This is a genomic window from Nostoc favosum CHAB5714, from assembly GCF_020829495.1.
In the GTDB taxonomy this organism is placed as follows: Bacteria; Cyanobacteriota; Cyanobacteriia; order Cyanobacteriales; family Nostocaceae; genus Nostoc; species Nostoc favosum.
Window position 1 is genome coordinate 43,295 of the sequence record NZ_JAIVFQ010000011.1, and the last position, 22,851, is coordinate 66,145.

The window sequence follows — 22,851 nt, forward strand, 5'->3', positions numbered from 1 at the left end:
TTGCACTCCTGACTAGTACCGCAAAGCGGAAGTCAAAAGTCAAAAGTCAAAATAATTGTATTTCAAGCTCTTGCGCCATTTGAAATGGTATGTTTTTTTCCGCCATGTTGTACTAGTCTAAACTTCAGTCAGAAATAAGGCATTCTAAGCAAAAAATATAATTTTAGTTTTTAGCCAATTACTATTGACTAATTGCCCATAATTAATAATTACTTTTTGTTAGCAAGCAGCTTTTGGTCTGCATCTTCCATTTCTAAAAGTTCTGGAATAGTAACAAAGCGATAGCCTTGCTTTTTAAAGTTGCTAATAATTTTGGGTAAAGCTTGCACAGTTCTGGAACGGTTCCCACCACCATCATGCATTAGGACAATACCACCAGGTTTTGAATCTCTAATCACGTTATTGATCAACTTTGGTACAGTTGGTAACTTGTAGTCTGTGGAATCAGCAGACCACATCACCACAGTATATTTTTGGCCTTTAGCATAAGCAGCTAATCCATTGTGGAGCATACCACCAGGCGGCCTGAATAGATTTGTTTTAGCACCTGTAATTTGATAAATTAGGTCTGTTGTGCGGTCAATTTCAAAAGCAGCTGCTTGTGGATTAAAAGAGTGATACCAGTGATGCCAAGTATGGTTGGCAATGACGTGACCTTGATAGACAATTTGCTTTCCTAACTCTGGATAATTTTTTAGGTTCTGCCCGACGACAAAAAACGTCCCTTTAATATTATTTGATTTAAGAATATCTAGTACTTGTCCTGTAGTCTGAGGCCAAGGCCCATCATCAAAGGTGAGAGCAATTACTTTTTCCTCCTTGGTCAGTTTTGCCGCTTTAACTATTGCCCCTTGAAAACGTGATGGGATGGCGTAGGATAGGCCTTTTGTTTGTGCTTCTTGCTGCCAACTTGTAAGCATCGCCGCCTTTAATTTCTCAATCCGCTGCTGAGTTCCTACGTTTGCAGCTACATCCTTTACATTTATACTCTGTCTACTCTGAGCCTCCGAAGGATTTGGCCTTAGAAGCATCATGAAAGCAAGGCTAAAAACACCACATAAGGCAAGCAGTGCAATTAATATTCCTTCTGGCCACAGAAACGACTTATTGTTTTCCACCTCATAGCTCCTTCAAAGATCGAACCATCCACCACGTTATGACGGTACGTTATAGCACATTTTTTTAGATATCTTAGATACCAGCGGCTTTCTGGTAATCCTGAAAATTGGAATTGGGAAAAACGGAAATTCACAATCGAGAAAATAGACTATACAGCTTTAACTTAAATCTAGATGCTCTAGATTTGGACGAACGTTTATACAATACTTGGTACTGTTTAATGTCAATCCATTTATAAAAGGCAAGGTCTGAACTTCCACATTTTTACCGCTAGCTCTAAAAAGGAGCGCAATCGGATAATTAATGACACCCCAAAATCCTCTTTATCGGAGTTCTGAATTAGTTTCTGTCTTTCACTTCACCGCTAAGGCAGCATTATCGTTTCAAGTTTTATAGCTTTGTAAATTAAGATGTAGCTCAACTGTCGCGCCTACAATTTGCATTTTTTGCGGGCTGAAGTTTTTATAACAAGACTTTCTGGCAGGAAAGCTGTATAATTTGTAGCTAAGTAAATTATTTGATTAACATACAAAACTACTTACAAGGGGTGGGGTATCTTTCAAAAAAGAGTCTAATCAACTATTAGCTCTATTGTTGATAAGATATATCTTACTGCCTGCTGCCATTGCTTCCTTTTTAAGAAAAAGTTAAATTTTTAACTGACAGAATCTTGCCTCGAACTTTTTATGAAATAGACAGACGAAAATTGATTAAATATAGTTTCTCATTGCCAAGGGGCATTTATTCGTTAATCTAGATACTTTTAAATCATTCAGCAAAAATGATTTTATCAGCAGCTTAACTCTGTTTTTGATGCTGATACTTAAGCCTAAATTGCTAGTACGTTTCTGTCTGTTAATCTTCTTCTTGATAGTAAAAGAGATTTATATATTATTAATAATACAATCTAATATATACTGTCACAGTATAATTACGCAACTTATTCACATCTTCATAGCCAAGCTGTTAAAAGTGCAGTTATATAGTATCTATGTATACAAAAGTATCAGTCCAGTAGAACTAGTTGACGTAAAATTAAGAATATGGGTAATTTTTGAAATACACGTAGTGGCGTGGCACAGCTAAAATGATGCATTAAGCGTAGCTTGGGTTGAGCTACGTAAAACCCAAGATTCACCAAGGTGTTGGGTCTCATGCTTTAAAAACTCGTTTCCAGCCAGAGGCTCTTGACAAGAAAGACAATCTTTTAAAGCTTTGTCTAGACTGCCTTTCACCTTAAGTTAACACCAATGGGCAATCCCATCCCCCTATCAACGTATTTGTATCTTTGTATCATTATTAATTATTAAACTGAAATGGTATAACGCACTGTACGAAAGTTTTGGTACGTTAGGACTAATGTTCGTAATGGATCTTACATATTTGCCACTTAACGACCAATTTTATGCTCAAAGAAAAAACCGACTGGCTGTATCGCTCTACCAATCGGTAACTGCTTTTTTAGCAGTAAGAAGCAAAAGTGAAAATCATCTCATAACTTGCCTTATAATTGCAGCAATTAGAATTAAGATTTTTAATTATCTATCTAAAAATCCTAATCATTAGCTTATATTGCCTTAGACAGGTCATAGTTTATTTACAGCACTTTTGCTTATCTCTGGTAGATGCGATAACTGTATTATTTAATATCTGTGTGGGTTTATGCAGAACCCATATTGTTTATAAGTATACCTTTTGAGTCAAAATAATCAAGGTATTTGTCCCACTTCTTAAACTGGCTAGAAACTTTTATGGTTCCTCACGAAAGTGATGCAAAAGAAGAGCGTGCGTCGTTAAAAATATGGCGTGGTTGGCAAGAAAATCTGATTTTAATTGCGATCGCATTGTGTTTGGCATTTCTGATCAGGACTTTTATCGCCGAACCCCGCTATATACCCTCTGATTCGATGCTGCCTACCTTACATACAGGCGATCGCTTGGTAGTTGAAAAAATCTCTTACCATTTTCACCCTCCCATAACCGGGGATATTATTGTTTTTCAGCCACCCGCAGAACTACAACGTCGAGGATATCCCAAAGACCAAGCCTTCATCAAGCGGGTTATTGGCCAGCCTGGTGAGGTAATTAGTGTTGCTTCTGGCAAAGTCTACCTCAACGGTCAACCCTTGGCAGAAGACTACATCGCTGAACCCCCAAATCAGCCATATCGACCAGTGAAAGTTCCAGAAGATGAGTTTTTTGTTATGGGAGATAACCGCAACGATAGTAATGACTCTCGTTATTGGGGCTTTTTACCCAGAGAAAATGTCATTGGTCGAGCAGCGTTTCGCTTTTGGCCTCTTGATCGTATTGGGTTTATTTAAATAGTTAGGAGTTAGGAGTTAGGAGTTAGGAGTTAGGAGTTAGGAGTTATATAGACCTAACCCCCAACCCCTTCCCTACTAGCGTTGGGGAGTAAGATTCAAAGCCTCTCTCCTAAGAGGAGAGAGGTTTGGAGAGAGGTGAAAATATATTGCATACAAACGAGAAACCCTATATTTTAAAACTTTTAACTTAAAACCTTAAATAATACATCAGTTGAGCGATCGCATCACCAGTTAACTCCAACCGCCGTTGGAAATCAGCCAGGTTACGGTAAGGCCCGGCTGATTGCCGATTTTGCACCACTGCTTGCGCTAGAGACAAATTTATAAATGGAATTTCTGCTAAATTTTCAACTGTTGCTGTATTTGGATTGACTAAATGGATCGGACTTTCTAGAGATTCGTGATCATAGTAAATAAAATTCAGCAGAGGCTTTAATGGTTCCAGGCGCGGTGCTGGTATAGCCAAAGCCGCAGCGATATCTTCAATACAGTAAAATTTAACACCCGAATGCGAAAGTTCTACAAGCGATCGCGCTTGGTGAATTGACAAACCTGGTAAGCGTAACCAATCATCTACAGTCGCTTGATTAGCATCAATGCGAATACCTAATTTAGCCGCTATCTGAATTTCTTCTCCAGATTGTAGGCGATAGTAAGGATCGTTGAGGAGCTTGGCCCGGAGTTTTTGCAGCCTGGGGTTCAAAGGTAGCCAGTTATTCATGTTGTCGCTTACCTCAAGAAATCTGGTCTAGCAATTGGCGGCGCTTTTGCTCAAATTCATACTCTGAAATTAGCCCATCCTGGCGTAAAGCATCCAATTCACGCAAAGACTCAGCGATCGCTCCTACCTGATTACTCACCCTTTGGGAATTCCTTGTTGCTGACTTGCCCAGATTAAAATTTTGATCAAAAGCTTCTTCGTCTTGGGCTAAATACCAAACTCCCTCGATGGCACTAGCTACTTTGGGGATCGGTGTCCATGAAAGCAACACATACAAAACACCCCACAACGGCTGTCCCAGATAAAATTTATGTAATCCTGAAATTGTCAGCGTGCCAGAAAAAGCTAAAATAGCGGCAACACTTCGGCTTTTGCGCTTAGTCAACATATTTCTAATAAATATACTAATACCATAGTTTCTACAATCAGACAGTCAACTACCCTGCCTTGCCCTTGGGACTTTTAGATGGGAAGTCCCACACACAATTTAGTATTTGAAGAAATTTGAGTAAGTTTCACATGACTGTGCATTGAGCTTTGATGCTAATTTTAAGTTTTTAACAGCTTAATTACTACTATGTCACAGACCTTCCTACCGCCAAAATGGCTTCAACAGCTTTGTGATCCTTACGCTGTGCTAGGAATTTCTGTAATTGCTAACGAGCGTCAGATTTTAAAACGCTATCACACTTTAGCGAAGCTGCTACATCCCGATCGCCATGCCAAAAGCTGCAATCCAAACCCAGAATTAGCAACGGCAATATTTAGCCATTTAATCAATCCAGCTTATGAACAACTGAAACATCAACAGAAGCGCTTGATTGCCATCGCTATGCTGCGATCGCAATCAAGAGATTTAGAGCAGAAGCCTTTGTCTTCTCAAAGTGCCATAGCTCAGGAAATTATGGAAATGTCTACACCCCAAGCAGAATTGTTTTACGAAGAAGCGATCGCCTGCTATGCAGAAAATCAATACAAATCATTAGAGCAGTTTTATCAGGTGACGCAACAAATTAGTACACTAAATTTAGTATACTTACGGTTGCATAAACCAGACCTGCTATTAACGCAAAAAACTGTTAGCATCCTCCCGGAGGTAGAAGTTAAGCCAGGTGAATTGACATCAGATGAAAAAATTGATGTCAAACCAGTTTTGACAAACTACGCTCAACGTCACTACCAGCGAGCTATTGAGTATGTCAGGCTAGCCAAGTGGCCCCTAGCCGTGCAAGAATTGCGCGATGCCATCAAGTTAGAGCCAAATAACAGCGACTATTATGCCTTATTAGGTTTGGTACATCTCCGACAGAAATTTATCGGGATGGCTAGGGTTTACATCTATCAAGCATTAAAACTGAACCCGCAAAATTCACTAGCTTTGAAATACGCTCCCGAAGTGAAAATTCAATCTGGTGAAAATACCAATCCTAAATCAATGGCTAAAGCTATGAGTATTGCGGCTTTATTAAGTCGGTTTATTCACGGGAAAGGTTCTCAAGTCAAGTAGTGAAATTTCGGTAACATACCGTACTAAAACCGAAGCTTCGTTACTAGATTACTCTCCTAGACTAAAATAATAATAGAAGTAAAACTATTAAGCTCCTGAGTCTGGACACTCAGTTTAATATAAGCAATATGGGATTCTTCGATTCTGAGATAATTCAGCAAGAAGCAAAACAGCTGTTTGAGGATTATCAAGCTCTAATCAAGCTTGGTAATAACTACGGCAAATTTGACCGCGATGGCAAAAAGCTATTTATTGAGAAAATGGAAGCCATGATGGATCGGTATCGCATCTTTATGAAGCGCTTCGAGCTATCAGAAGATTTCATGGCACAAATGACAGTAGAACAACTGAAAACACAATTAGGTCAGTTCGGTGTCACCCCGCAACAAATGTTTGACCAAATGCACCTCACTTTAGAACGGATGAAAGCCGAGCTAGAAAAACAGGTCTAACAAAAGTTAGGAGTTAGGAGTTAGGAGTTCTCAATAAACTCATAACTCATAACTTATCACTCCTAACTTTAATTTGACTTGGGCCGAGAAAACTGAGAAGGTGACTTGAAGTTTTCTACTGGTACATTCTTAAGTGCCTTCTCCATAAAATCTTTCCAGATGGGAGCAACCATACCGCCGCCCGTAGCACGGCTAGCTAATTGTCTGTTGTCGTCCCTCCCCACCCAGACAGCAGTTGTTAGTTGTGGCACAGTGCCAACATACCAAATATCCTTTTCTGAGGAAGTTGTACCCGTCTTCCCAGCGCTTGGACGAGCTATGGCAGCACCTTTACCTGTACCATTAGTAACTACCGATCGCATCACATCGATAATTGCTGCCGATGCCCAAGGGTCTAAAACTCGCTGGGGTTTAGGGGTGTTATCTAATAACACGTTACCACTACTATCGGTGACACGGGCAATTACAGTGGGTGGGGACTGCCAGCCATAATTAGCAAAGGTAGCATAGGCACTAGCCATTTCCAGGGGAGTAACACCAATTGCACCCAGAGGCAGGGAGGTAACAGGTTCCATCGGACTCATAATGCCCAAGGTACGGCAACTTTCTATGACTCTATTCATCCCCACAGCCTTACCAATCTTGATCACAGGAATGTTACGTGACTGGGCTAAAGCTGTGCGGATTGGCATAGCTCCGCTAAAACCCCCATCATAATTTCTGGGAAAGTACCAACCGTCACCATCTCGATAGCTGACTGGGGAATCTACCACCGTTGAGTCTGGCCCATACTTACCAGTAGCAAAAGCAGTATAATATACAAACGGTTTAAAAGAAGAACCTGGCTGGCGTTGAGCTTGAGTTGCACGATTGAATTCACTGATCTTAGGATCTACACCACCCACCAGTGCTTTGATAAAATGTGTGCGCGGATCAATTGCCACCAAGGCGATTTGATTCTTAGATAATCCCTGCCCAAGCAATGATTTATGCCACTTAGCGACAGTTTCCTCTGCCATGATTTGGAAGTTGGCATCAACTGTAGTTTGCACCCGCATTCCACCTTTGAGCAGTGTTTCACGCCCAAACTTTTTAGCCAACTCCTGCGCTACGGTATTGGTTACATAAGGTAAGGCACTACCTTGAAAGGATTTAATTCTACCAAGTTTGATTTCTTGTTTGAGAGCATTGTCGTACTCTGACTGGTTAATCCAGTTCAATTTCAGCATCCGTCCCAACACTTCTTTTTGTGTCTGTTTTGCCAGCTTCATACTCGCAAAGGGGCTGAATTCTTCTGGTGCTTGGATCAAACCCGCCATCATTGCTGACTCACCCAAGGTTAAATATTCTGCTGACTTATTAAAGTAACTGCGGGCTGCCGTTTGTACACCATAATTATTATGACCCCAATAAACTTGATTGAGGTACATTTCTAAAATTTGGTCTTTAGTGAGAATTTGTTCTAACCGAATTGCCAGCACGCCCTCCGCTAATTTGCGGGTAAAGGCACGCTTGTGAGACAAAAATAGGTTTTTTACCAATTGCATAGTAACAGTAGAGCCACCCTCTTTGACTCCACCTGCTACAGCGTTAACTACTACAGCACGGCCAACACCAGTGGGGTTAATACCGTGGTGATCGTAGAAGTGGCTATCTTCACTTGCTAATACTGCCCGTTTTAAATTCGGGGAAATTCTATCCAAAGGTACGACTTCCCGGTTGGCTTCCCCGTGGATACTCGTTAAAAGTTTACCCTTAAGGTCATAGATGTAAGTTGTTTCTGAGGGAAAGAAGTTACGTAGCTGTCTCACATCTGGCAAATTGCGGAAACTAATGGCTAAACCAACCAGTCCTCCGGCTACAATGGAACTTGCCAGCATGGTGATTGAGAGGAGAGTACCGCCAGCTACCTGACCGACTCCTTTCAAAAACTCAAAACCTGATGAAGCCCGACGTTGTGGCTGTTTATCTTCAAAAGTCCTAGAAGACGACACGGCGATTTCACTTCCTCACTTGTAAATTTAACTGTAATTGATTGGACGAAGCAAGGCGGTTAATTTTTTGCAATTATAGTAGTTTGGCAGATGAGAAAGCGGATAAATTGCAAGTGTTTATAACCAACTTAACTTCTAGTGTGCAAAACATAGCTAACAGTGGATTTTCTAGTGTGACGCAAGATTTTGCTTGGCTGCGTCGTGGTGTGGTAGAAGTTTTCCCACAACCAGTTGATGTTAACAGTGAAAGTCTAGAAAAGCGCTTGTTAACTACAAACCAACCTTTGAGGATCAAATTGGGTATTGACCCTACAGGTACTGATATTCATCTTGGTCATAGCATACCAGTACGGAAACTGCGAGCGTTTCAAGATGCAGGCCATATAGCAGTTCTGATTATTGGCGATTTTACCGCACGTATTGGCGATCCGACAGGTAAATCTGAAGTGCGTCGTCAGCTTACAGAAGCAGATGTAGCCCAAAATGCTCAGACTTATCTTGACCAAGTACGTCCTATCTTGGATTTTGACACACCAGGAAGGTTAGAGGTGCGTTATAACTCCGAATGGCTCTCTGGGCTAAACTTAGAAAAAATTTTGGAGTTACTCTCCACGATGACGGTGGGGCAGATGTTAGCGAAAGAAGGATTTGCCGATCGCTATAGAAAAGAGAATCCGATTTTTATCCATGAGTTCCTATACCCGTTAATGCAAGGTTTCGATTCCGTTGCTGTTGAGGCAGATGTGGAATTGGGAGGGACTGATCAAAAATTTAACATTGCTGTGGGCAGAGATTTGCAACGCCATTTTGGTCAAGAGCCACAATTTGGGATGCTAATGCCGATTTTGATTGGCACAGATGGGGTGCAAAAAATGTCCAAGTCTTTAGGTAATTATATTGGGTTGTCGGAACATCCGGGGCAAAAATATCAGAAGTTGCAAGGGGTTCCAGATAATCTGCTGGAACAGTATTTTGAACTGCTGACGGATTTACCTTTAGATCAACTGCCAGAAAATCCCCGCGATCGCCAAACACTTTTAGCATGGGAAGTTGTCAAACAGTACTATGGCGAACAAGCAGCTCAAGAGGCTAAAGAAGCCGCCCAAAGCGGCGGAAAGGAAGGTGCAGTTCCAGAATTCTCTCTAGCTGAGGTATCGCAGTTTCCTAGTAAGTTAGCGTATATTCTCAATGTCACTGGCTTATGCAAAAGTACGGGGGAAGGAAAGCGGAAAATTCAAGAGGGTGGAGTGCGCTTAGATGGCGATCGCATTACCGATGTTGATACTACTTTTGCTTCTGTTGCTGAATTACAAGGTAAGGTTTTACAAGTTGGGAAAAATAAGTTTGTGCGTTTAGTGCCTTAAATGGGGAATGGGGAGTAGGGAATGGGGAATGGTGAACAGGCAGAACAACGAGTTATTGTGGCATTGGATGTGCCAGATGAACAAAGTGCGATCGCTCTTATAGATCAACTTCCGCAAGTTAATTTCTGGAAAGTCGGTTTAGAGTTGTTTACCAGCACTGGCCCAAAAATCCTAGAAGAACTAAAGTCCCGGCAAAAGCGCATTTTCTTGGATTTAAAGTTTGATGATATCCCCAATACCGTTGCTGGTGCTTGCCGGAGTGCAGCTAGATACGGGGTGGATTTACTGACAATTCATGCTACTGCTGGTAGAGATGCCCTGAAAGCCGCAACTGAGGCGGCACAGGAAGGGGCTGCAAAAGCAGGTGTACAACCACCAAAGTTAATTGCTATTACTTTGCTAACGAGCATTTCTGCTAGGCAGTTGGCATTTGATTTAAAAATACCTCTGGAATTGCCAGAATATGCTCTAGAAATGGCCCTGCTGGCTCAAGAATCTGGTTTGGATGGGGTAGTTTGTTCACCTCTTGAGGTAGCACAGTTGCGACAAACTTGTGGAGATGACTTTTTGCTTGTTTGTCCAGGGGTTAGACCAACTTGGGCAGAGAAAGGCGATCAAAAGCGATCGCTCACTCCAGCACAAGCAATTATTGCTGGTGCAGATTATCTCGTGATTGGGCGTCCCATTACTACTGCTACTGAGCCGGAGTTAGCCTGGAAGAGGATTTCTGAGGAGTTAACCACGGTGGCATGAAGCTAAAAGTCAGTAAGAAGCCGGGGGATAGGATGCAGGGTGTAGGGGAGAACAATCTTACCTCTTCGCTCAAAAAGAAAAATTATAGTTGGCTTTTAGCTTGTGGCTTCTGGGTTTTAGTATCAAATAGCCTTGCTTACCCAGCGTTCTCGATAAACCTCACCCGTAACCTCTCTGCACTAGCAGGAAAAGAAAATGTCAACGGTGGGGTGAAGTCTTTGTGTTCTGAGCAAAATTTAGAAACATTAACTATACAGCTACTGCAAGATTTGCCTAGTTATACTAATCGCGCTAGTCAACGCGCCCGCCGCCTCAAAAGAAGCAGTGATGTTTACAGTTATATGCTAGTGGCAGGAAGACCTGAGTTTATTCCTCTGCCCCTTAACCTTGAAGAATATAGTGCAGACGCGTCTAAAAGTTCTGCATTAGGAGTTGAGCAGGTTTTCTTTACTACCTTGGAGCGGCAGTACATAGGAAAGAAAGCGGTAGAATTGCAGGAATTCCACTGGATATTGTTGACTAAAACTAAAACTGGTTGGCGTTTAGTGATGATGTTTTCTCAAATTGGTTCTTATTCAGGACAGCAGCCAGTATCTCCGCCACGCGATAGTAGTAACGGCACTGTTGCCCAAGGAGTTAAAACCTGGTTACGCGATTGTCAAGCTGGAAGTGTACGTCACAATAATTCGTAATTAATAATGACGCTCGATGACTCGCTAACGCTGCGCTAACGTAATTCGTAATTACCACATAACTAAAGTCGGAGAGAAGTTGGATAGCAGGTTTCCTCGGCTCCAAACTTCGGAGGGCTTGAAACAAGTGAATTTATTAATTACGAATTACGAACTACGAATTACGAATTATTCGGTCAATAAAACCTAATTCCAAATCTTCGTAAATTAGGAGAATATTAAATAATGTCTAAAATACTTACTCAAATTATTTATGAACAGGATTATCACTTGTGGCTAGAAACTACGTTGAAACAGTTGCAAGAACGAGATTTAGAGCATCTTGATTGGGATCATTTGATTGAGGAGATTGAAAGATTGGGTAATGAACAGAAACACAAGCTTGAAAGTTATCTACTGCAACTTCTCAAACATTTGCTTTTGTATCAACATTGGAGTCTTCCTGAATGTAAAAATCATTGGGAAGTGGAAATTGATAATTTTCGGGTGGAACTTAGGAAATTAACCAAATCTAAAAACCTCTACAACTATCTGCTCACGGTGCTTGAAGAAGTCTACATTGATGCGCTACGACAAGCAAAAAAGAAAAGTGGATTGAATTGTTTTCCACAAACTTGCCCTTATAGCATTGAGCAAATTTTAGATGTGGATTATTTACCACCATTTATTTATTGATAAGGTGTATAAGTAAGAAAAATAAGTAAAAAAATTTTTGATGAATAAACTCAAAAACTCTATTGATAAGAGCTTTAACTAGTTCCGTGGGTTTAAGTCCCCCGGTTCAATAAAAATTTTGTTTTGTGTTGGGGTTAAATCCCCATTACAAAACTTAATTACGAATTACGAATTATTTAAGAGCTATTTATTACTTTGAAATCCTCTTGCGCGGTATAGCCCTTTATTAAAGGTAGGCAAACTTCCAGCATAGTGGACTAGTACAACGGGCGCGGAAATAAACATACCATTTTAAATGGCGCAAGAAGCTCGGAATACAATTATGCGTGAATGCGTGAATGCGTGATTTTTAACTTCTGCCTTGCGGTACTAGCTTGTATCAGTGTAATTGCGCCTATATCTATGGGAAGATTTTGAGGATAAATAGCTGATAAATAGCGAAAAAAAAGCAGACATTATTTAAAAACGAAGGCTGGCTTGAATTTAATCGTTGTGACTCCCGTTTTTTGGCGATAACATGTAAATAAGTTTACTTCAAGCTTCTCAAACCGCGTTTGGCGTCATTTTTTTATGGAGATTCAGTTAATCAATATCGGTTTTGGTAACATTGTGTCTGCCAATCGAGTAGTTGCCATTGTCAGTCCAGAGTCTGCCCCGATTAAGCGGATTATTACCGATGCACGGGACAGGGGTCAACTGATTGATGCAACTTACGGTCGGCGGACTAGGGCCGTAATTATCACCGATTCCAGCCACGTAATTCTGTCAGCGATTCAGCCGGAAACGGTAGCGAATCGCTTTGTGATTTCCCGCGAGCATCAAACTGTAGATAATTGATTAAGAGTAGATAACAATCTCACTTCTATTTGCACCACATCAGCAGTACTATGTGAATTAGACATGTTTTCTGTCACCCTTGCTACAAATTCTTTAGTCACTAGTACAGCGCGGCGTAAATAAGCCACCCATTTGAAATGTCTAAAACCCTTACGGAACAGTAATTACGAATTACGAATTACGAATTACGTTAGCGTAGCGGTAGCGAGGAACGAGCGTCATTACGAATTACGCAAAGCGGTACTAGTGGACTTGGCCAGGAACATAAGACTAATGAATAATATCTATTGATTGATTCACAGATTGAGGGGATGATGCCAGTTTTACCCATCCAGAGTATTGCTACTACCGAAGAACGCTTACATTTAGGCAGGTTGATTGTCTTAACTGGCCCCAGTGGGGTCGGTAAAGGCACTTTAATGCGATCGCTCCTAAAACGTCATCCAGAACTGTATTATTCCGTATCCGTGACGACTCGTTCTCCCCGTCCAGGAGAAATCGATGGCAAAGATTATTACTTTATCAGCCGCAGTAAGTTTGAACAATTACTTGCTGAAGGCGAATTTTTGGAATGGGCAGAATTTGCTGGGAATTATTATGGCACTCCCCGTGAACCTGTGCTTAACCAAATTCACTTTGGCAAGTTGGTGGTGCTGGAAATTGAGCTAGAAGGGGCAAGACAAATTCGTGCTTCCTTTCCTAGTGCCCTCAGCATTTTTATCTTACCGCCTTCTTTTGATGAATTGGAGAAACGAATACGCTCTCGTGCCCAAGACTCTGAAGAAGCGATCGCCCGTCGTCTACTCCGCGCCCAAGAAGAAATTAAAGCCGCAAATGAATTTGATATTCAAATCGTTAATGACGATTTTGAAACTGCTTTAAATGACATTGAAACGGTTTTGTTTAAATAAGTTAGGAGTTAAGAGTTAGAAGTTATGAATTTAAACTCCTAACTCCTGTACAGACGCGATTAATCGCGTCTCTACTGCTAACTATTCATTTCTAAATTAACCAAATAAACCTTGAATTACTCCCAGGTTACTAGTCAAAAAGTAAGCAACTACTGCACCACCGATACCACCAATTAAGAAAGAACTGGCAAAGTTGTTCCAGCTTTCTTTAGAGTTAAAAGCATCTACCGGAGGGTTGGGTACAGTAACACTGGCAAGTGCTTTGGGTGGATTGCTATTGGCATACAGAGATAAGCCCGCCGTCAGAACAACAATCAAGCCAATGGCTGCCAATAATCCAGCTAAGTTTGCATTATCTGTATCCCGTAGTGGGCCCAATTTAGCAAAGGGGCCAAATATCCAGTAACCATGAGCCATACCAACTTCTAGCCCGCGTCTGGAAGGAGTTATACCAGGACGATAAGCTGGCAAGTTATTAATGAACCACTTGCTCAAGGGAGAAGCATTAATCGGGGTTTCTAGATTACCCAGTTGTGGATTGCGAAATGCGGGAAAAACAACTTCCCGATTTCTGGGATCGCTGGGAAGATTCTTTGATGCATCTACTGCTTGTGCCATATTTTATGTTCGCCTCTAAATTTAAAATGGTGGCATTTTTATATTAATAATAATTGTCGCTAAAGATGTTTTTTGCGTAATAAGTTTAGAAAAATTAATTTAGCTGCTGTCAAAACTTTGAAACTCGCAAGCTGGTTTGAGGATCGCGAGTTTCAAAGAATTAATTTGTTAGTAGTTTAGTTAGTAGTTACTACTTAATTGCCAACTAACGGCTAACAAATTTTTAAATTCTGTCTTCAACTTATGGTAGTGGGTGGAAAAGTAGGTCAGGAAACCAGTAGTTAAATAAAATCAATAAGACGGCTGTAAAAGACAAATTGACAAAGAGCAAAACTGGCCCCAAGGATAGATACTTAACAAAGTATTTCTGCTGCATGAATCATTCTCCCAAATAAATCAAAAGTTGCGGTAAGGGTTAGCGTGGCGAAATCGGAATTTCTGTATCTTTAGCTGTTAATTCGCCAGACAGAAATTCTTTTATGGCTGCTAGGGGCCAAGTAAAGCCTGAGAGCATAATAGGCAGTGCCAAAGGAACTTCAATGATTGCTTCTCTCAATTCCACGTCGCCACCTTGTTTCTTGTTCGCTTGGAGGTAGGCACGACCTACCCAGCCAATCCAACCAGCAATATAGAGAAACAGAATGCTGGGAATCAGGAAGTCACCAGCATGATCTAGACGGCCATCAACAATCAAGTGGGGGTAACCCTCAGGGCCACACAGCTCTTGAGAATAACGCTCAAACCGCTTTCTCCCAGATTCGGGATCGGCGGTGGTATTACGGGCATTAGCAGCTAGCTGTTGAAAAGCGGGATTGTCACTGCACGGTGTCAAATTAGCCCCTAAAGCTTTTGCTGGGGAGGCAAAATTGAACCAAAGACAAATCGCTAAAATCAAAGCAAACAATCGTCGCATAGAGTTGTTTCCTTTTACTACAAAACAAAAAGTTTTATGTACAAAACGAAGCGGCTTGTACAGTTGTTTATTTGCATAACTAGGAAGTCATCATACTCTTGGGTGGGAACCGAGTAAAGTTTAAGTAAATAAAAGTTAAAGCTTCTCAACCAAGATGACTGGGGAGTGGGGAGTGGGGAATGGGGAATGGGGAGTGCTGAGGATAATAATTGTTGTAGTAGGGTAGTTATGGAGTGCTGAGTATAAGAATTTTCATTGTCCGGTAGTAAACAAGCAAGATTTTGTTTGTGCTACTCAAAACTCAGGACTCATAACTCGGAACTCCCTACTCCCCAGTACAGACGCGATTAATCGCGTCTCTCCTACTCCCCACTCCCCACTCCCAATGACAACCGTTTTAGCAATAGAAACCAGTTGTGATGAAACAGCAGTCGCAATTGTTAACAATCGTAAAGTTTGTAGCAGTATTGTAGCCTCGCAAATTCCAGTCCATCAGCAGTATGGCGGGGTAGTGCCAGAAGTAGCGTCTCGTGAACACTTGGAAACGATAAATGTTGCGATCGCTCAAGCCTTAGAGCAAGCCCAACTAGACTGGGAGAAAATTGACGCAATTGCCGCCACTTGTGCCCCTGGACTCGTAGGAGCGCTATTGGTGGGGTTAACTGCTGCCAAAACCCTAGCGATGGTACACAACAAACCATTTTTAGGAGTTCATCACCTTGAAGGTCACATTTACGCAACTTATTTGAGCGAACCAAGTTTAAATCCCCCTTTCTTGAGTTTATTAGTTTCTGGCGGACATACAAGCTTGATTTATGTCAAAGATTGTGGTAGCTACGAAACACTGGGACAAACTCGTGATGATGCTGCGGGTGAAGCCTTTGATAAAGTGGCGCGATTGTTAAAGTTGGGTTATCCGGGTGGCCCAGTGATTGACAAGTTAGCACAACAGGGGAATCCCCAAGCCTTTGCTCTACCAGAAGGAAAAGTTTCTTTACCTGGTGGGGGATTCCATCGTTATGATGCGAGTTTTAGTGGATTAAAAACGGCTGTATTGCGTTTAGTGCAACAGTTAGAGAAAGATGGTGGACAAGTGCCAGTGGCAGATGTAGCAGCTAGCTTTCAGGAAACCGTCGCGCGATCGCTAACTAAAAGAGCGATCGCCTGTGCCCTAGACTATGGTCTAGACACAATTGCTATTGGTGGCGGTGTAGCAGCTAATAGCGGCTTGAGAAAAAACCTCCAAGCCGCCGCCGTTCAACATAACCTACGCGTCCTATTCCCGCCTCTAAAATTCTGTACCGATAACGCCGCCATGATCGGCTGTGCCGCCGCCGAACATCTATCTCATGGTCATACATCCCCCCTCACACTAGGCGTTGAGTCTAGGTTAGCCCTTACCCAGGTGATGAAGTTGTATCAACCTGTTGAGTAGTCATTGGTCATTAGTCATTAGTCATTTGTCATTTGTCATTTGTCATTTGTCATTTGTCAGGAGAGAAGAACTTTCTGTTTGCTCCAATGTCCAATGCCCAATACTTCTCTTCTTAGGCTGCGCCAACGGCAACGCTCAGTACAAGTGTCCAATGCCCAATGCCCCATGCCCCATGACCAATGACCAATGACCAATGACTAATGACTAATGACTAATGACTATTGACTATCGACCGGATGTGAGCAGCCACTGCATCCGGCTGTTCCAACATAGCCAGGTGTCCGCAATCAGGAATTTCTAGAACATTGTCACCACAATATTGGAACAGTCTGTGAAAGCTAGCTAAATGGCGCACATACTTGGGTTCCATAACCTTATCTTCAGCACCAGCCAAAAAATAAACTGGCTGCTTCAATTGGGATACTAGTTCAGGTAAACGATTGATTTCTTCTTCGGTTGTGGAGTCTAACAGACTTCCCAGAGCCGCTTCTGGGTCAGCCACAACAAAATCTATTACCCGTTGACGTGCCCAATAGCGCCCCAAAGGACGAGCTACATTGGCTCTGGTAAACAGCAAATCAATCAAAGGTACTTGGGACAGCCAGCGCGGGCGGACTTGCAAAAATTTCTGACCCACCGAGCGAAACTGCTCAAAGGCTTCTTTGAGATAAATACCACCGCCAGCGTTGATACAGATAACTCCCTTAACACACTCAGGTATTTGATCTGCTCCCCAAAGAGCGATCGTACCTCCCAAGGAGTGGCCAATGAGCCAAGCACTGTTAATATTCAGCTGTTTTAGGAGAATTGCTAAATCCTGAGCATACGCAGCAGGAGTATAAAGAGAATCGATTGGTGAGCCAAGCGCACTACTGGAGATGGGCGTCAGGCTCAAAGACGTTTCTGCCCGACTAAAATCGGTTTTTACCTGGGACTGGGATTCACCAAAACCCCGCAAATCATAGGAAAGGCACTGCAAATCATCTGATAGGCGGGAAATCACAGGTTGCCAATATCCACGGCTATTGAGCCAACCGTGGATAAATACTAAAGCATGGGGGCAGGAAGTGGGAGCCGTTAGCTCGTATGCGTGTGGAACGCCCAAGATTTCGATAGTTGCCATACTTATATCGTACCCCGAAGGGCGGGTGCGACTAAATACGGAGTGCGAAGAGTTAGGAGTTAGAAGTTAGGAGTGAGGAGTTGTTAATTTTTAACTCATAACTCATAACTCATAACTCCTAACTCATAACTTTTTCATTTATCCAGCAACCTCTGTCGCACCCCTTCAGCAATTTTGTGACCCAGATATTCAGGAATAAGGCTTTCATTCGGCCCCAACAAGTAGAGAATTAGCCGTGTACGTCCGCGCCAAACCAGTAGATTTGCATTGACTACCAGCAGGTCTTCCTGCCAGATGGCATACATCACTTTGTAGAATAATCCTGGTTGATTATCGGCTTCAATCATTAGGGCAGGGAGATGAAAGACCGGATCGACATAGAATTCAGTTTGTACCTGCTCTAAGCCAGTATCGAGATTGAATTCTACTGCCAGCATCTCTTCTACCTCAAACCGACCTCCTAAAGCTTCGCGAATAGCACGACAGACATTTTCTGCGGTTTTCTCGCTCAAGGCTTTACTACCACGAGATACCAATAGTTTAATAAAAACTAACATTGGCGGACGGATCTGACCGTATAGACTCAGACCGTGAATAGTCAACCCATAAGCTGCTAGTACACCAAAAATATCGCTGAGAAGAAAAGACTGGTTGCGGTAAGCAAAATGCAGGGCACTTTTGCTACCTTCAGGTTTTAACTCAATAACAGCGCGTCTAGTTTTATAGAGACGGTAGGCTAGCCGCAAATTTTGCAGTTGAATCTCACTGCTGACGAATTGCTCATAAAACTGGGGAAACGCTCGGTTAAAGCGTTTTAGGAGTTCCAGTGTCGAAGATTTTAAACCAGAAGCCATTGTTAAGGGTAAGACTCGCTTGCTTTCATCACTTGGGGACTAGGGGCTGGATGTTGGGGACTAGAGACTGGGGAGAATTTTCTCAAATACTCAATGTCTTGTATACAATTCACTCCTAAGCTAACGTGCATTTAGCTCTATACGAGCAATTGCCAGGATTAGGTTTTTCCATTTTGAATTTTGAATTACAGCAGTTTGCTTTTTAAGCGAGGTACAAAATGCAAGACTCACGCATCAGATATTCAGACCTCCTGCCTCCTGCCTCCTGCCTCCTGCCTCCTGCCTCAAAACCCGCAGCTTTCTACTTCATGCAAAAGAAAACTGCTGTATTTATATCCTTACCCTTTTGGTGAATTTCTCCTAGCCTCTACAACAAAATGCTAAAGTTGAAAATGATTGGTGTGAAACACGCCCTAACTGGCTGTTACCATTGCAAATCCCGAAAACAACCGAAAAAATTTGAGTGTAAAAGGGTAGTAGATGGGGGTAGCTATCTTAGACGTGAATCAACACTCCTGAGAGTGGAAACCAATTCAGTTATACTACCCGAACCACGTTGGCATGGGTTTTTGGAAAACTTGGTTTAGTACTCCTGAATCTGTAGCGCCTAGTAGGACAAACCCCTTTGAAGAATATAGAGCCGATGCTGCGGGCAATTCCAACCCCAGCAGTCTGAGCGAAGCTTCTTCAAAGGAGACTCGCATCGTCTTCAGTACGGAACGAGACATTGACCTGTATGAGCTAGAAGAACTCTGTGATGCAGTTGGTTGGTCGCGTCGTCCTCTAAGAAAAGTGAAAAAAGCTATTGAGCATAGTTTTCTTGTCGCCTCAATGTGGCAGGTGAGAGGAAACCAAAAGCGGCTCATTGGTTTTGCCCGTGCTACCTCAGATCACGCGTTTAATGCCACTATTTGGGATGTGGTGGTTCACCCAGACTTTCAAAGTCAAGGGCTGGGTAAGGCACTGATGAAATACGTTCTGAAAAAACTTAGGAGTGAAGAAATTAGTAATGTCACTCTCTTCGCCGACCCCCATGTTGTAGATTTCTACCGAACTATGGGGTTTATGGCTGATCCGGAAGGCATTAAAGGCATGTTCTGGTATCCTCACTAGCGCTTAATCAAAATAAAACCCGATTTACACAATAAAATCAGGTGAAATAGTGAAAATCTACTATTTTGATGTGGTTTTGCTTTTTTTCTGCCGACGAAGGCGCAAGTATATATCTTGTAAAACTAAGTCGGCAAAAAACCTTTATTGTAAGAATGTAATCTATCTTGTATTTGGCAAAGGATAAAAAAGATTAGGCATAAGCGATCTGATGTGATATAGTTACCTTAATGCTTTTGGGAAAGCGCGATCGCTTTGATGGGATAAAACCAAACCACAAAAAGCAGATAAGTCGAAACGGGATGTAGCGCAGCTTGGTAGCGCGCCTGCTTTGGGAGCAGGATGCCGCAGGTTCAAATCCTGTCATCCCGATTTGTTAAATAATTAATATACTTAACAGCTAAGGCGCATTGACTAAAGGTATCTTGCTAAGATGTGCTATTAAATTGTACATTTTTACCGATAAAAACAAATTGGCTGTTATAGTGTTGAGTTAGGTGTTGAAGCCTAACAGGCAAATTTCGCTTTTAAGCAGTAAGATATTCCTGGCACTAAGCTTTGTATAAATTTGAGAAGATATTAAAGCAAGCGCGATGGAACGATTGATTAAGTAATAGCGTCACCCGATATTAGAGAAAGCCAGATAAAATGGCATTTATCATTTCCAAGGTCGAGAGACAGAGAGACTTTTGAGTGTTTGAGAAAACATGATAATAAGCATCTACAGGATTTCGTAGTAAATAGCAAAACGAAATCGATAAAAACACAAATTTAGCACAGTCGATTTTTCAAAATGCTACTATAGCAACCCTAAATAGTTGTGGAATCTGGATTTTGACCGTTGACGGTTAACACTCAACCTCAACGTGCACAATGAATTTTTTACAATTGAAATAGATTGCTATATAACTAAAGCTAGTTGGTGCTGTGCAACATCCAACCATTTGTTTAATTTAATTGGACTATTCATGCAAGGAGCAGTCATGAAATCATTTATTCGCTTAGGCGCAACATTGGGTATAGCTGGCAGTGTATTTTTAACGGGGCTTTCAGGAATAGGCAATCTACCAGGAATAGGCAATCAAGAGGCGATCGCGTTGCCACAAGATCAGGTAGTGAAAAAGCTCCAAGAAGTACCTGTATTCACGCTCACCAATCCTAAAGGCGAATTCGTAGTACTTTCGAGAAACAACGCATCCAAGCCAATCTCTCAAGTGGGATTTTTTATTAGCAAGCAAGATGCTCAAAAATTCCTTGACAATCGGCTCAAAAAAGAAAACCCCCAGTTGGCAAGCACCCTACAGGTTAGACCTTTGTCCTTGGCAGACTACTATAAAATAGTCCAAGAAAGCAAAAAGAAATCAGACTCTGTAATTTATACTTTAGTACCGACGCAAGCCCAGGTAGCTTCGGCAACAAATATGCTGAGTCAAAATGGTAAAAAAGCGGAGCAATTCAATGGAATTCCCTTATTTGTACCTAAATTTAAGAAAGATAATAGCTATCTGACCATTCCCGTCCCCAACGGCAAAGAGCGGTATATCCCTTTCTTTTTTGAGAAAGAGCAAGCAACGGCTCTGTTAGACGAATTCAAAAAAGCCGTGCCAAAGGAAGCAAACAACACTGAAATTCAGGTGGTGGATTTGTACGGTGTTATGGAAGCTCTGAATAGCAGTACCGACCCTAGTATAAATAAGATTGTTCTCTATCCATCGCGGGAGTCCATCAATTTTATTCGCTCGCTTGCACCGAATCAATCTCCATCTGCCAAGCCCGCTGCTCCGAAAAAATAAAGGTTATGCACTCCAAGGTTGAGGCATGGGGGAGAAACATCTGATATCTGGTTTACAACTTTGGCAGTGGCGCAATACTGCTCTCCAAGCAGCGATCGCCACTGATGTCTCACCAGCCGAGGTAGATTGGCTGCTGCTCGAAGTTGCTGGGTTAGACCGCTTGGCACTGCGTTTGGAGTCTTTTAAAAACTGGCCCCAAATTCAGCTGCAATTGCCTCTAGAAGAGTTAGATAGTTTGTGGCAGAGGCGATTAAATGACCGCTTACCAGTGCAGTATATTGCCGGAGTTACACCTTGGCGTAACTTTCAAATTGCAGTGTCCAGTGCGGTTTTGATTCCCAGACCAGAGACAGAATGCTTAATTGATTTAGCTTTAGCATCTGCTAGTAATACTTCAGGACACTGGGCTGATTTAGGCACTGGGAGTGGAGCGATCGCACTGGGATTAGCAGATGTCTTGCCAGCAACAATTCATGCAGTTGATTACAGTTTAGAAGCTCTGGCGATCGCACAAACCAACGCCCGTAATTTAGGTTTTGCTGACCGGATTAAATTTTATCAAGGTTCCTGGTGGGAGCCACTGACATTTCTCAAAGGTCAGTTCAGTGGTATGGTGTCGAACCCCCCTTACATACCCACCAGTATCTTACCTACCCTGCAACCAGAAGTAGTTAACCATGAACCACATCTAGCTTTGGATGGTGGCACTGATGGCTTAAATTGCATTCGCCATTTGATAGAAATTTCTCCCAGCTATTTGCAACCTGGTGGCGTGTGGTTAATTGAGATGATGGCAGGACAGGCGGATGCAGTGCGAGAACTTTTACAAAATCAAGGTAGCTATTGTAAAATTCAAATTCACGCTGATTTAGCTGGAATTGAACGCTTTGCCGTAGCTTATAAAAGTTAGGAGTGATGAGTTATGACAATTCCTCACTCCTAATTCCTGTACAGACGCGATTAATCGCGTCTCTACTCTTAACTTTGTAAACATGACACAAGTTTCTTTAACAAATCTAATAGCTGGCGCACGCGCTGGGCTTTTGGTGAGTTTTCCCACGGATACTGTTCCTGCACTTGCAGCGATACCAGAAAAAGCAGGATTAATTTTTGCGGCGAAGCAACGCAGTCAAGACAAACCTTTGATTTTGATGGCTGCTAGTGCTGAAGATTTGTGGCTGTATGTTAAAGGTAATGAGAACGAGTATAAAGTTTGGCGAGAATTAGCAGATAAATATTGGCCAGGAGGGCTGACGTTAGTTTTGCCAGCAAGCGATCGCCTACCAAAAGTTATGAACCCTATTGATCCTACGACAATTGGTATTCGAGTCCCAAACAGTGCGATCGCTCAAACTATTTTGGCGCAAACAGGCCCACTTGCTACTACTAGCGCCAATTTTTCTGGTCAGCCGCCTTTGCAAACGATGACAGAAATTGAGGTTCAGTTTCCCAAGGTTCTGACTTTAGATTACCAGAGTGAAATATCAGGGGTGGGTGTACCTTCCACTGTTGCTAAATGGACAGGAATAAATTGGCAGATTTTGCGGCAAGGTGCGATAAAGTTAGATATTTCCAGTGATAACCAAATATAGGTCGCTATAATGTTGTCTTCCTGGTTTTAGCAACAGAGAAATCTGGAACTTTAGTTTGCGC

23 protein-coding genes and 1 tRNA gene are annotated in these 22,851 nt (G+C 42.1%); 15 read left to right on the plus strand and 9 right to left on the minus strand.

Annotated elements, in window-relative coordinates:
- Positions 1 to 209 precede the first annotated feature (209 nt).
- Positions 210 to 1,118: a polysaccharide deacetylase family protein gene (locus LC586_RS10475; protein WP_229484480.1), complete on the minus strand. Its 909-nt coding sequence runs from the start codon at positions 1,116 to 1,118 to the stop codon at positions 210 to 212.
- Positions 1,119 to 2,870: 1,752 nt separating this feature from the next.
- Between LC586_RS10475 and lepB the strand changes: the two genes are divergently transcribed.
- Positions 2,871 to 3,443 carry a signal peptidase I gene (lepB, locus tag LC586_RS10480; protein ID WP_229484481.1) on the plus strand — a complete coding sequence of 191 codons (573 nt, stop codon included), beginning with the start codon at positions 2,871 to 2,873 and terminating at the stop codon, positions 3,441 to 3,443.
- 190 nt (positions 3,444 to 3,633) lie between these two features.
- Here the strand turns inward: lepB and LC586_RS10485 are convergent, their stop codons facing one another.
- Both LC586_RS10485 and LC586_RS10490 read right to left on the minus strand, forming a co-directional pair.
- Positions 3,634 to 4,167 carry a ComEA family DNA-binding protein gene (locus LC586_RS10485; RefSeq protein WP_229484482.1) on the minus strand — a complete coding sequence of 178 codons (534 nt, stop codon included), beginning with the start codon at positions 4,165 to 4,167 and terminating at the stop codon, positions 3,634 to 3,636.
- 13 nt (positions 4,168 to 4,180) lie between these two features.
- Positions 4,181 to 4,555: an NINE protein gene (locus tag LC586_RS10490; RefSeq protein ID WP_229484483.1), complete on the minus strand. Its 375-nt coding sequence runs from the start codon at positions 4,553 to 4,555 to the stop codon at positions 4,181 to 4,183.
- A 189-nt stretch (positions 4,556 to 4,744) separates the two neighbouring features.
- Between LC586_RS10490 and LC586_RS10495 the strand changes: the two genes are divergently transcribed.
- The gene (locus tag LC586_RS10495) at positions 4,745 to 5,674 is read left to right on the plus strand and encodes a J domain-containing protein (protein ID WP_229484484.1); all 930 of its coding nucleotides are present in this window, start codon (positions 4,745 to 4,747) and stop codon (positions 5,672 to 5,674) included.
- A gap of 128 nt (positions 5,675 to 5,802) precedes the next feature.
- On the plus strand, positions 5,803 to 6,126 hold the full coding sequence (locus tag LC586_RS10500) for a DUF1825 family protein (protein ID WP_229484485.1): 324 nt from the start codon (positions 5,803 to 5,805) through the stop codon (positions 6,124 to 6,126).
- A 68-nt stretch (positions 6,127 to 6,194) separates the two neighbouring features.
- On the opposite strand, the gene LC586_RS10505 is transcribed toward LC586_RS10500, so the two are convergent.
- Positions 6,195 to 8,120 (minus strand): transglycosylase domain-containing protein, encoded by a 1,926-nt coding sequence (locus LC586_RS10505; RefSeq protein ID WP_229484486.1) that lies wholly within the window; start codon positions 8,118 to 8,120, stop codon positions 6,195 to 6,197.
- A gap of 140 nt (positions 8,121 to 8,260) precedes the next feature.
- Between LC586_RS10505 and tyrS the strand changes: the two genes are divergently transcribed.
- The 6 genes from tyrS to gmk all read left to right on the plus strand — a co-directional run bounded on the left by tyrS (position 8,261) and on the right by gmk (position 13,352).
- Positions 8,261 to 9,484 carry a tyrosine--tRNA ligase gene (gene tyrS / locus LC586_RS10510; RefSeq protein WP_438822886.1) on the plus strand — a complete coding sequence of 408 codons (1,224 nt, stop codon included), beginning with the start codon at positions 8,261 to 8,263 and terminating at the stop codon, positions 9,482 to 9,484.
- Between the two features lie 21 nt (positions 9,485 to 9,505).
- Positions 9,506 to 10,237: an orotidine-5'-phosphate decarboxylase gene (gene pyrF / locus LC586_RS10515; RefSeq protein WP_229484487.1), complete on the plus strand. Its 732-nt coding sequence runs from the start codon at positions 9,506 to 9,508 to the stop codon at positions 10,235 to 10,237.
- A complete protein-coding gene (locus LC586_RS10520; RefSeq protein WP_306423240.1) occupies positions 10,234 to 10,929 on the plus strand; it encodes a hypothetical protein in 696 nt (231 codons plus the stop codon). Before pyrF ends, LC586_RS10520 begins: the two co-directional genes overlap by 4 nt.
- Before the next feature lie 225 nt (positions 10,930 to 11,154).
- Positions 11,155 to 11,604 (plus strand): DUF29 domain-containing protein, encoded by a 450-nt coding sequence (locus LC586_RS10525; protein ID WP_225892422.1) that lies wholly within the window; start codon positions 11,155 to 11,157, stop codon positions 11,602 to 11,604.
- 570 nt (positions 11,605 to 12,174) lie between these two features.
- Positions 12,175 to 12,441 carry an extracellular matrix/biofilm regulator RemA gene (gene remA / locus LC586_RS10530; protein WP_100899850.1) on the plus strand — a complete coding sequence of 89 codons (267 nt, stop codon included), beginning with the start codon at positions 12,175 to 12,177 and terminating at the stop codon, positions 12,439 to 12,441.
- 311 nt (positions 12,442 to 12,752) lie between these two features.
- The gene (gene gmk, locus LC586_RS10535; RefSeq protein ID WP_229484557.1) at positions 12,753 to 13,352 is read left to right on the plus strand and encodes a guanylate kinase; all 600 of its coding nucleotides are present in this window, start codon (positions 12,753 to 12,755) and stop codon (positions 13,350 to 13,352) included.
- 96 nt (positions 13,353 to 13,448) lie between these two features.
- Here gmk and LC586_RS10540 read toward each other — a convergent pair whose 3' ends face one another.
- The 3 genes from LC586_RS10540 to LC586_RS10550 form a co-directional block, all read right to left on the minus strand.
- Positions 13,449 to 13,970: a photosystem I reaction center protein subunit XI gene (locus LC586_RS10540; protein ID WP_229484488.1), complete on the minus strand. Its 522-nt coding sequence runs from the start codon at positions 13,968 to 13,970 to the stop codon at positions 13,449 to 13,451.
- A gap of 241 nt (positions 13,971 to 14,211) precedes the next feature.
- Complete coding sequence (locus LC586_RS10545; protein ID WP_229484489.1) at positions 14,212 to 14,346, minus strand: Photosystem I reaction center subunit IX; 135 nt, start codon at positions 14,344 to 14,346, stop codon at positions 14,212 to 14,214.
- Positions 14,347 to 14,385: 39 nt separating this feature from the next.
- Positions 14,386 to 14,883 (minus strand): Photosystem I reaction center subunit III, encoded by a 498-nt coding sequence (locus LC586_RS10550; RefSeq protein WP_229484490.1) that lies wholly within the window; start codon positions 14,881 to 14,883, stop codon positions 14,386 to 14,388.
- Between the two features lie 385 nt (positions 14,884 to 15,268).
- Between LC586_RS10550 and tsaD the strand changes: the two genes are divergently transcribed.
- Entirely contained in the window at positions 15,269 to 16,318 is a 1,050-nt protein-coding gene (gene tsaD, locus LC586_RS10555; RefSeq protein WP_229484491.1) for a tRNA (adenosine(37)-N6)-threonylcarbamoyltransferase complex transferase subunit TsaD, read from the plus strand.
- Between the two features lie 211 nt (positions 16,319 to 16,529).
- On the opposite strand, the gene LC586_RS10560 is transcribed toward tsaD, so the two are convergent.
- Positions 16,530 to 17,441, minus strand: a complete 912-nt coding sequence (locus tag LC586_RS10560) for an alpha/beta fold hydrolase (protein ID WP_229484492.1) — start codon at positions 17,439 to 17,441, stop codon at positions 16,530 to 16,532.
- A gap of 134 nt (positions 17,442 to 17,575) precedes the next feature.
- Positions 17,576 to 18,295, minus strand: coding sequence for a hypothetical protein (locus tag LC586_RS10565; protein ID WP_229484493.1), 720 nt, complete (start codon positions 18,293 to 18,295; stop codon positions 17,576 to 17,578).
- A gap of 561 nt (positions 18,296 to 18,856) precedes the next feature.
- Here LC586_RS10565 and LC586_RS10570 point away from each other — a divergent pair.
- From LC586_RS10570 to LC586_RS10590, 5 genes are all read left to right on the plus strand, one after another.
- On the plus strand, positions 18,857 to 19,408 hold the full coding sequence (locus tag LC586_RS10570) for a GNAT family N-acetyltransferase (RefSeq protein ID WP_229484494.1): 552 nt from the start codon (positions 18,857 to 18,859) through the stop codon (positions 19,406 to 19,408).
- A gap of 295 nt (positions 19,409 to 19,703) precedes the next feature.
- Positions 19,704 to 19,777: transfer RNA gene (locus tag LC586_RS10575), tRNA-Pro, on the plus strand.
- A 611-nt stretch (positions 19,778 to 20,388) separates the two neighbouring features.
- The gene (locus tag LC586_RS10580; RefSeq protein WP_229484495.1) at positions 20,389 to 21,198 is read left to right on the plus strand and encodes a Tic22 family protein; all 810 of its coding nucleotides are present in this window, start codon (positions 20,389 to 20,391) and stop codon (positions 21,196 to 21,198) included.
- A 25-nt stretch (positions 21,199 to 21,223) separates the two neighbouring features.
- On the plus strand, positions 21,224 to 22,108 hold the full coding sequence (gene prmC, locus LC586_RS10585; protein WP_229484496.1) for a peptide chain release factor N(5)-glutamine methyltransferase: 885 nt from the start codon (positions 21,224 to 21,226) through the stop codon (positions 22,106 to 22,108).
- A gap of 82 nt (positions 22,109 to 22,190) precedes the next feature.
- Positions 22,191 to 22,790 (plus strand): L-threonylcarbamoyladenylate synthase, encoded by a 600-nt coding sequence (locus tag LC586_RS10590; protein ID WP_229484497.1) that lies wholly within the window; start codon positions 22,191 to 22,193, stop codon positions 22,788 to 22,790.
- The last annotated feature ends 61 nt before the right edge of the window (positions 22,791 to 22,851 follow it).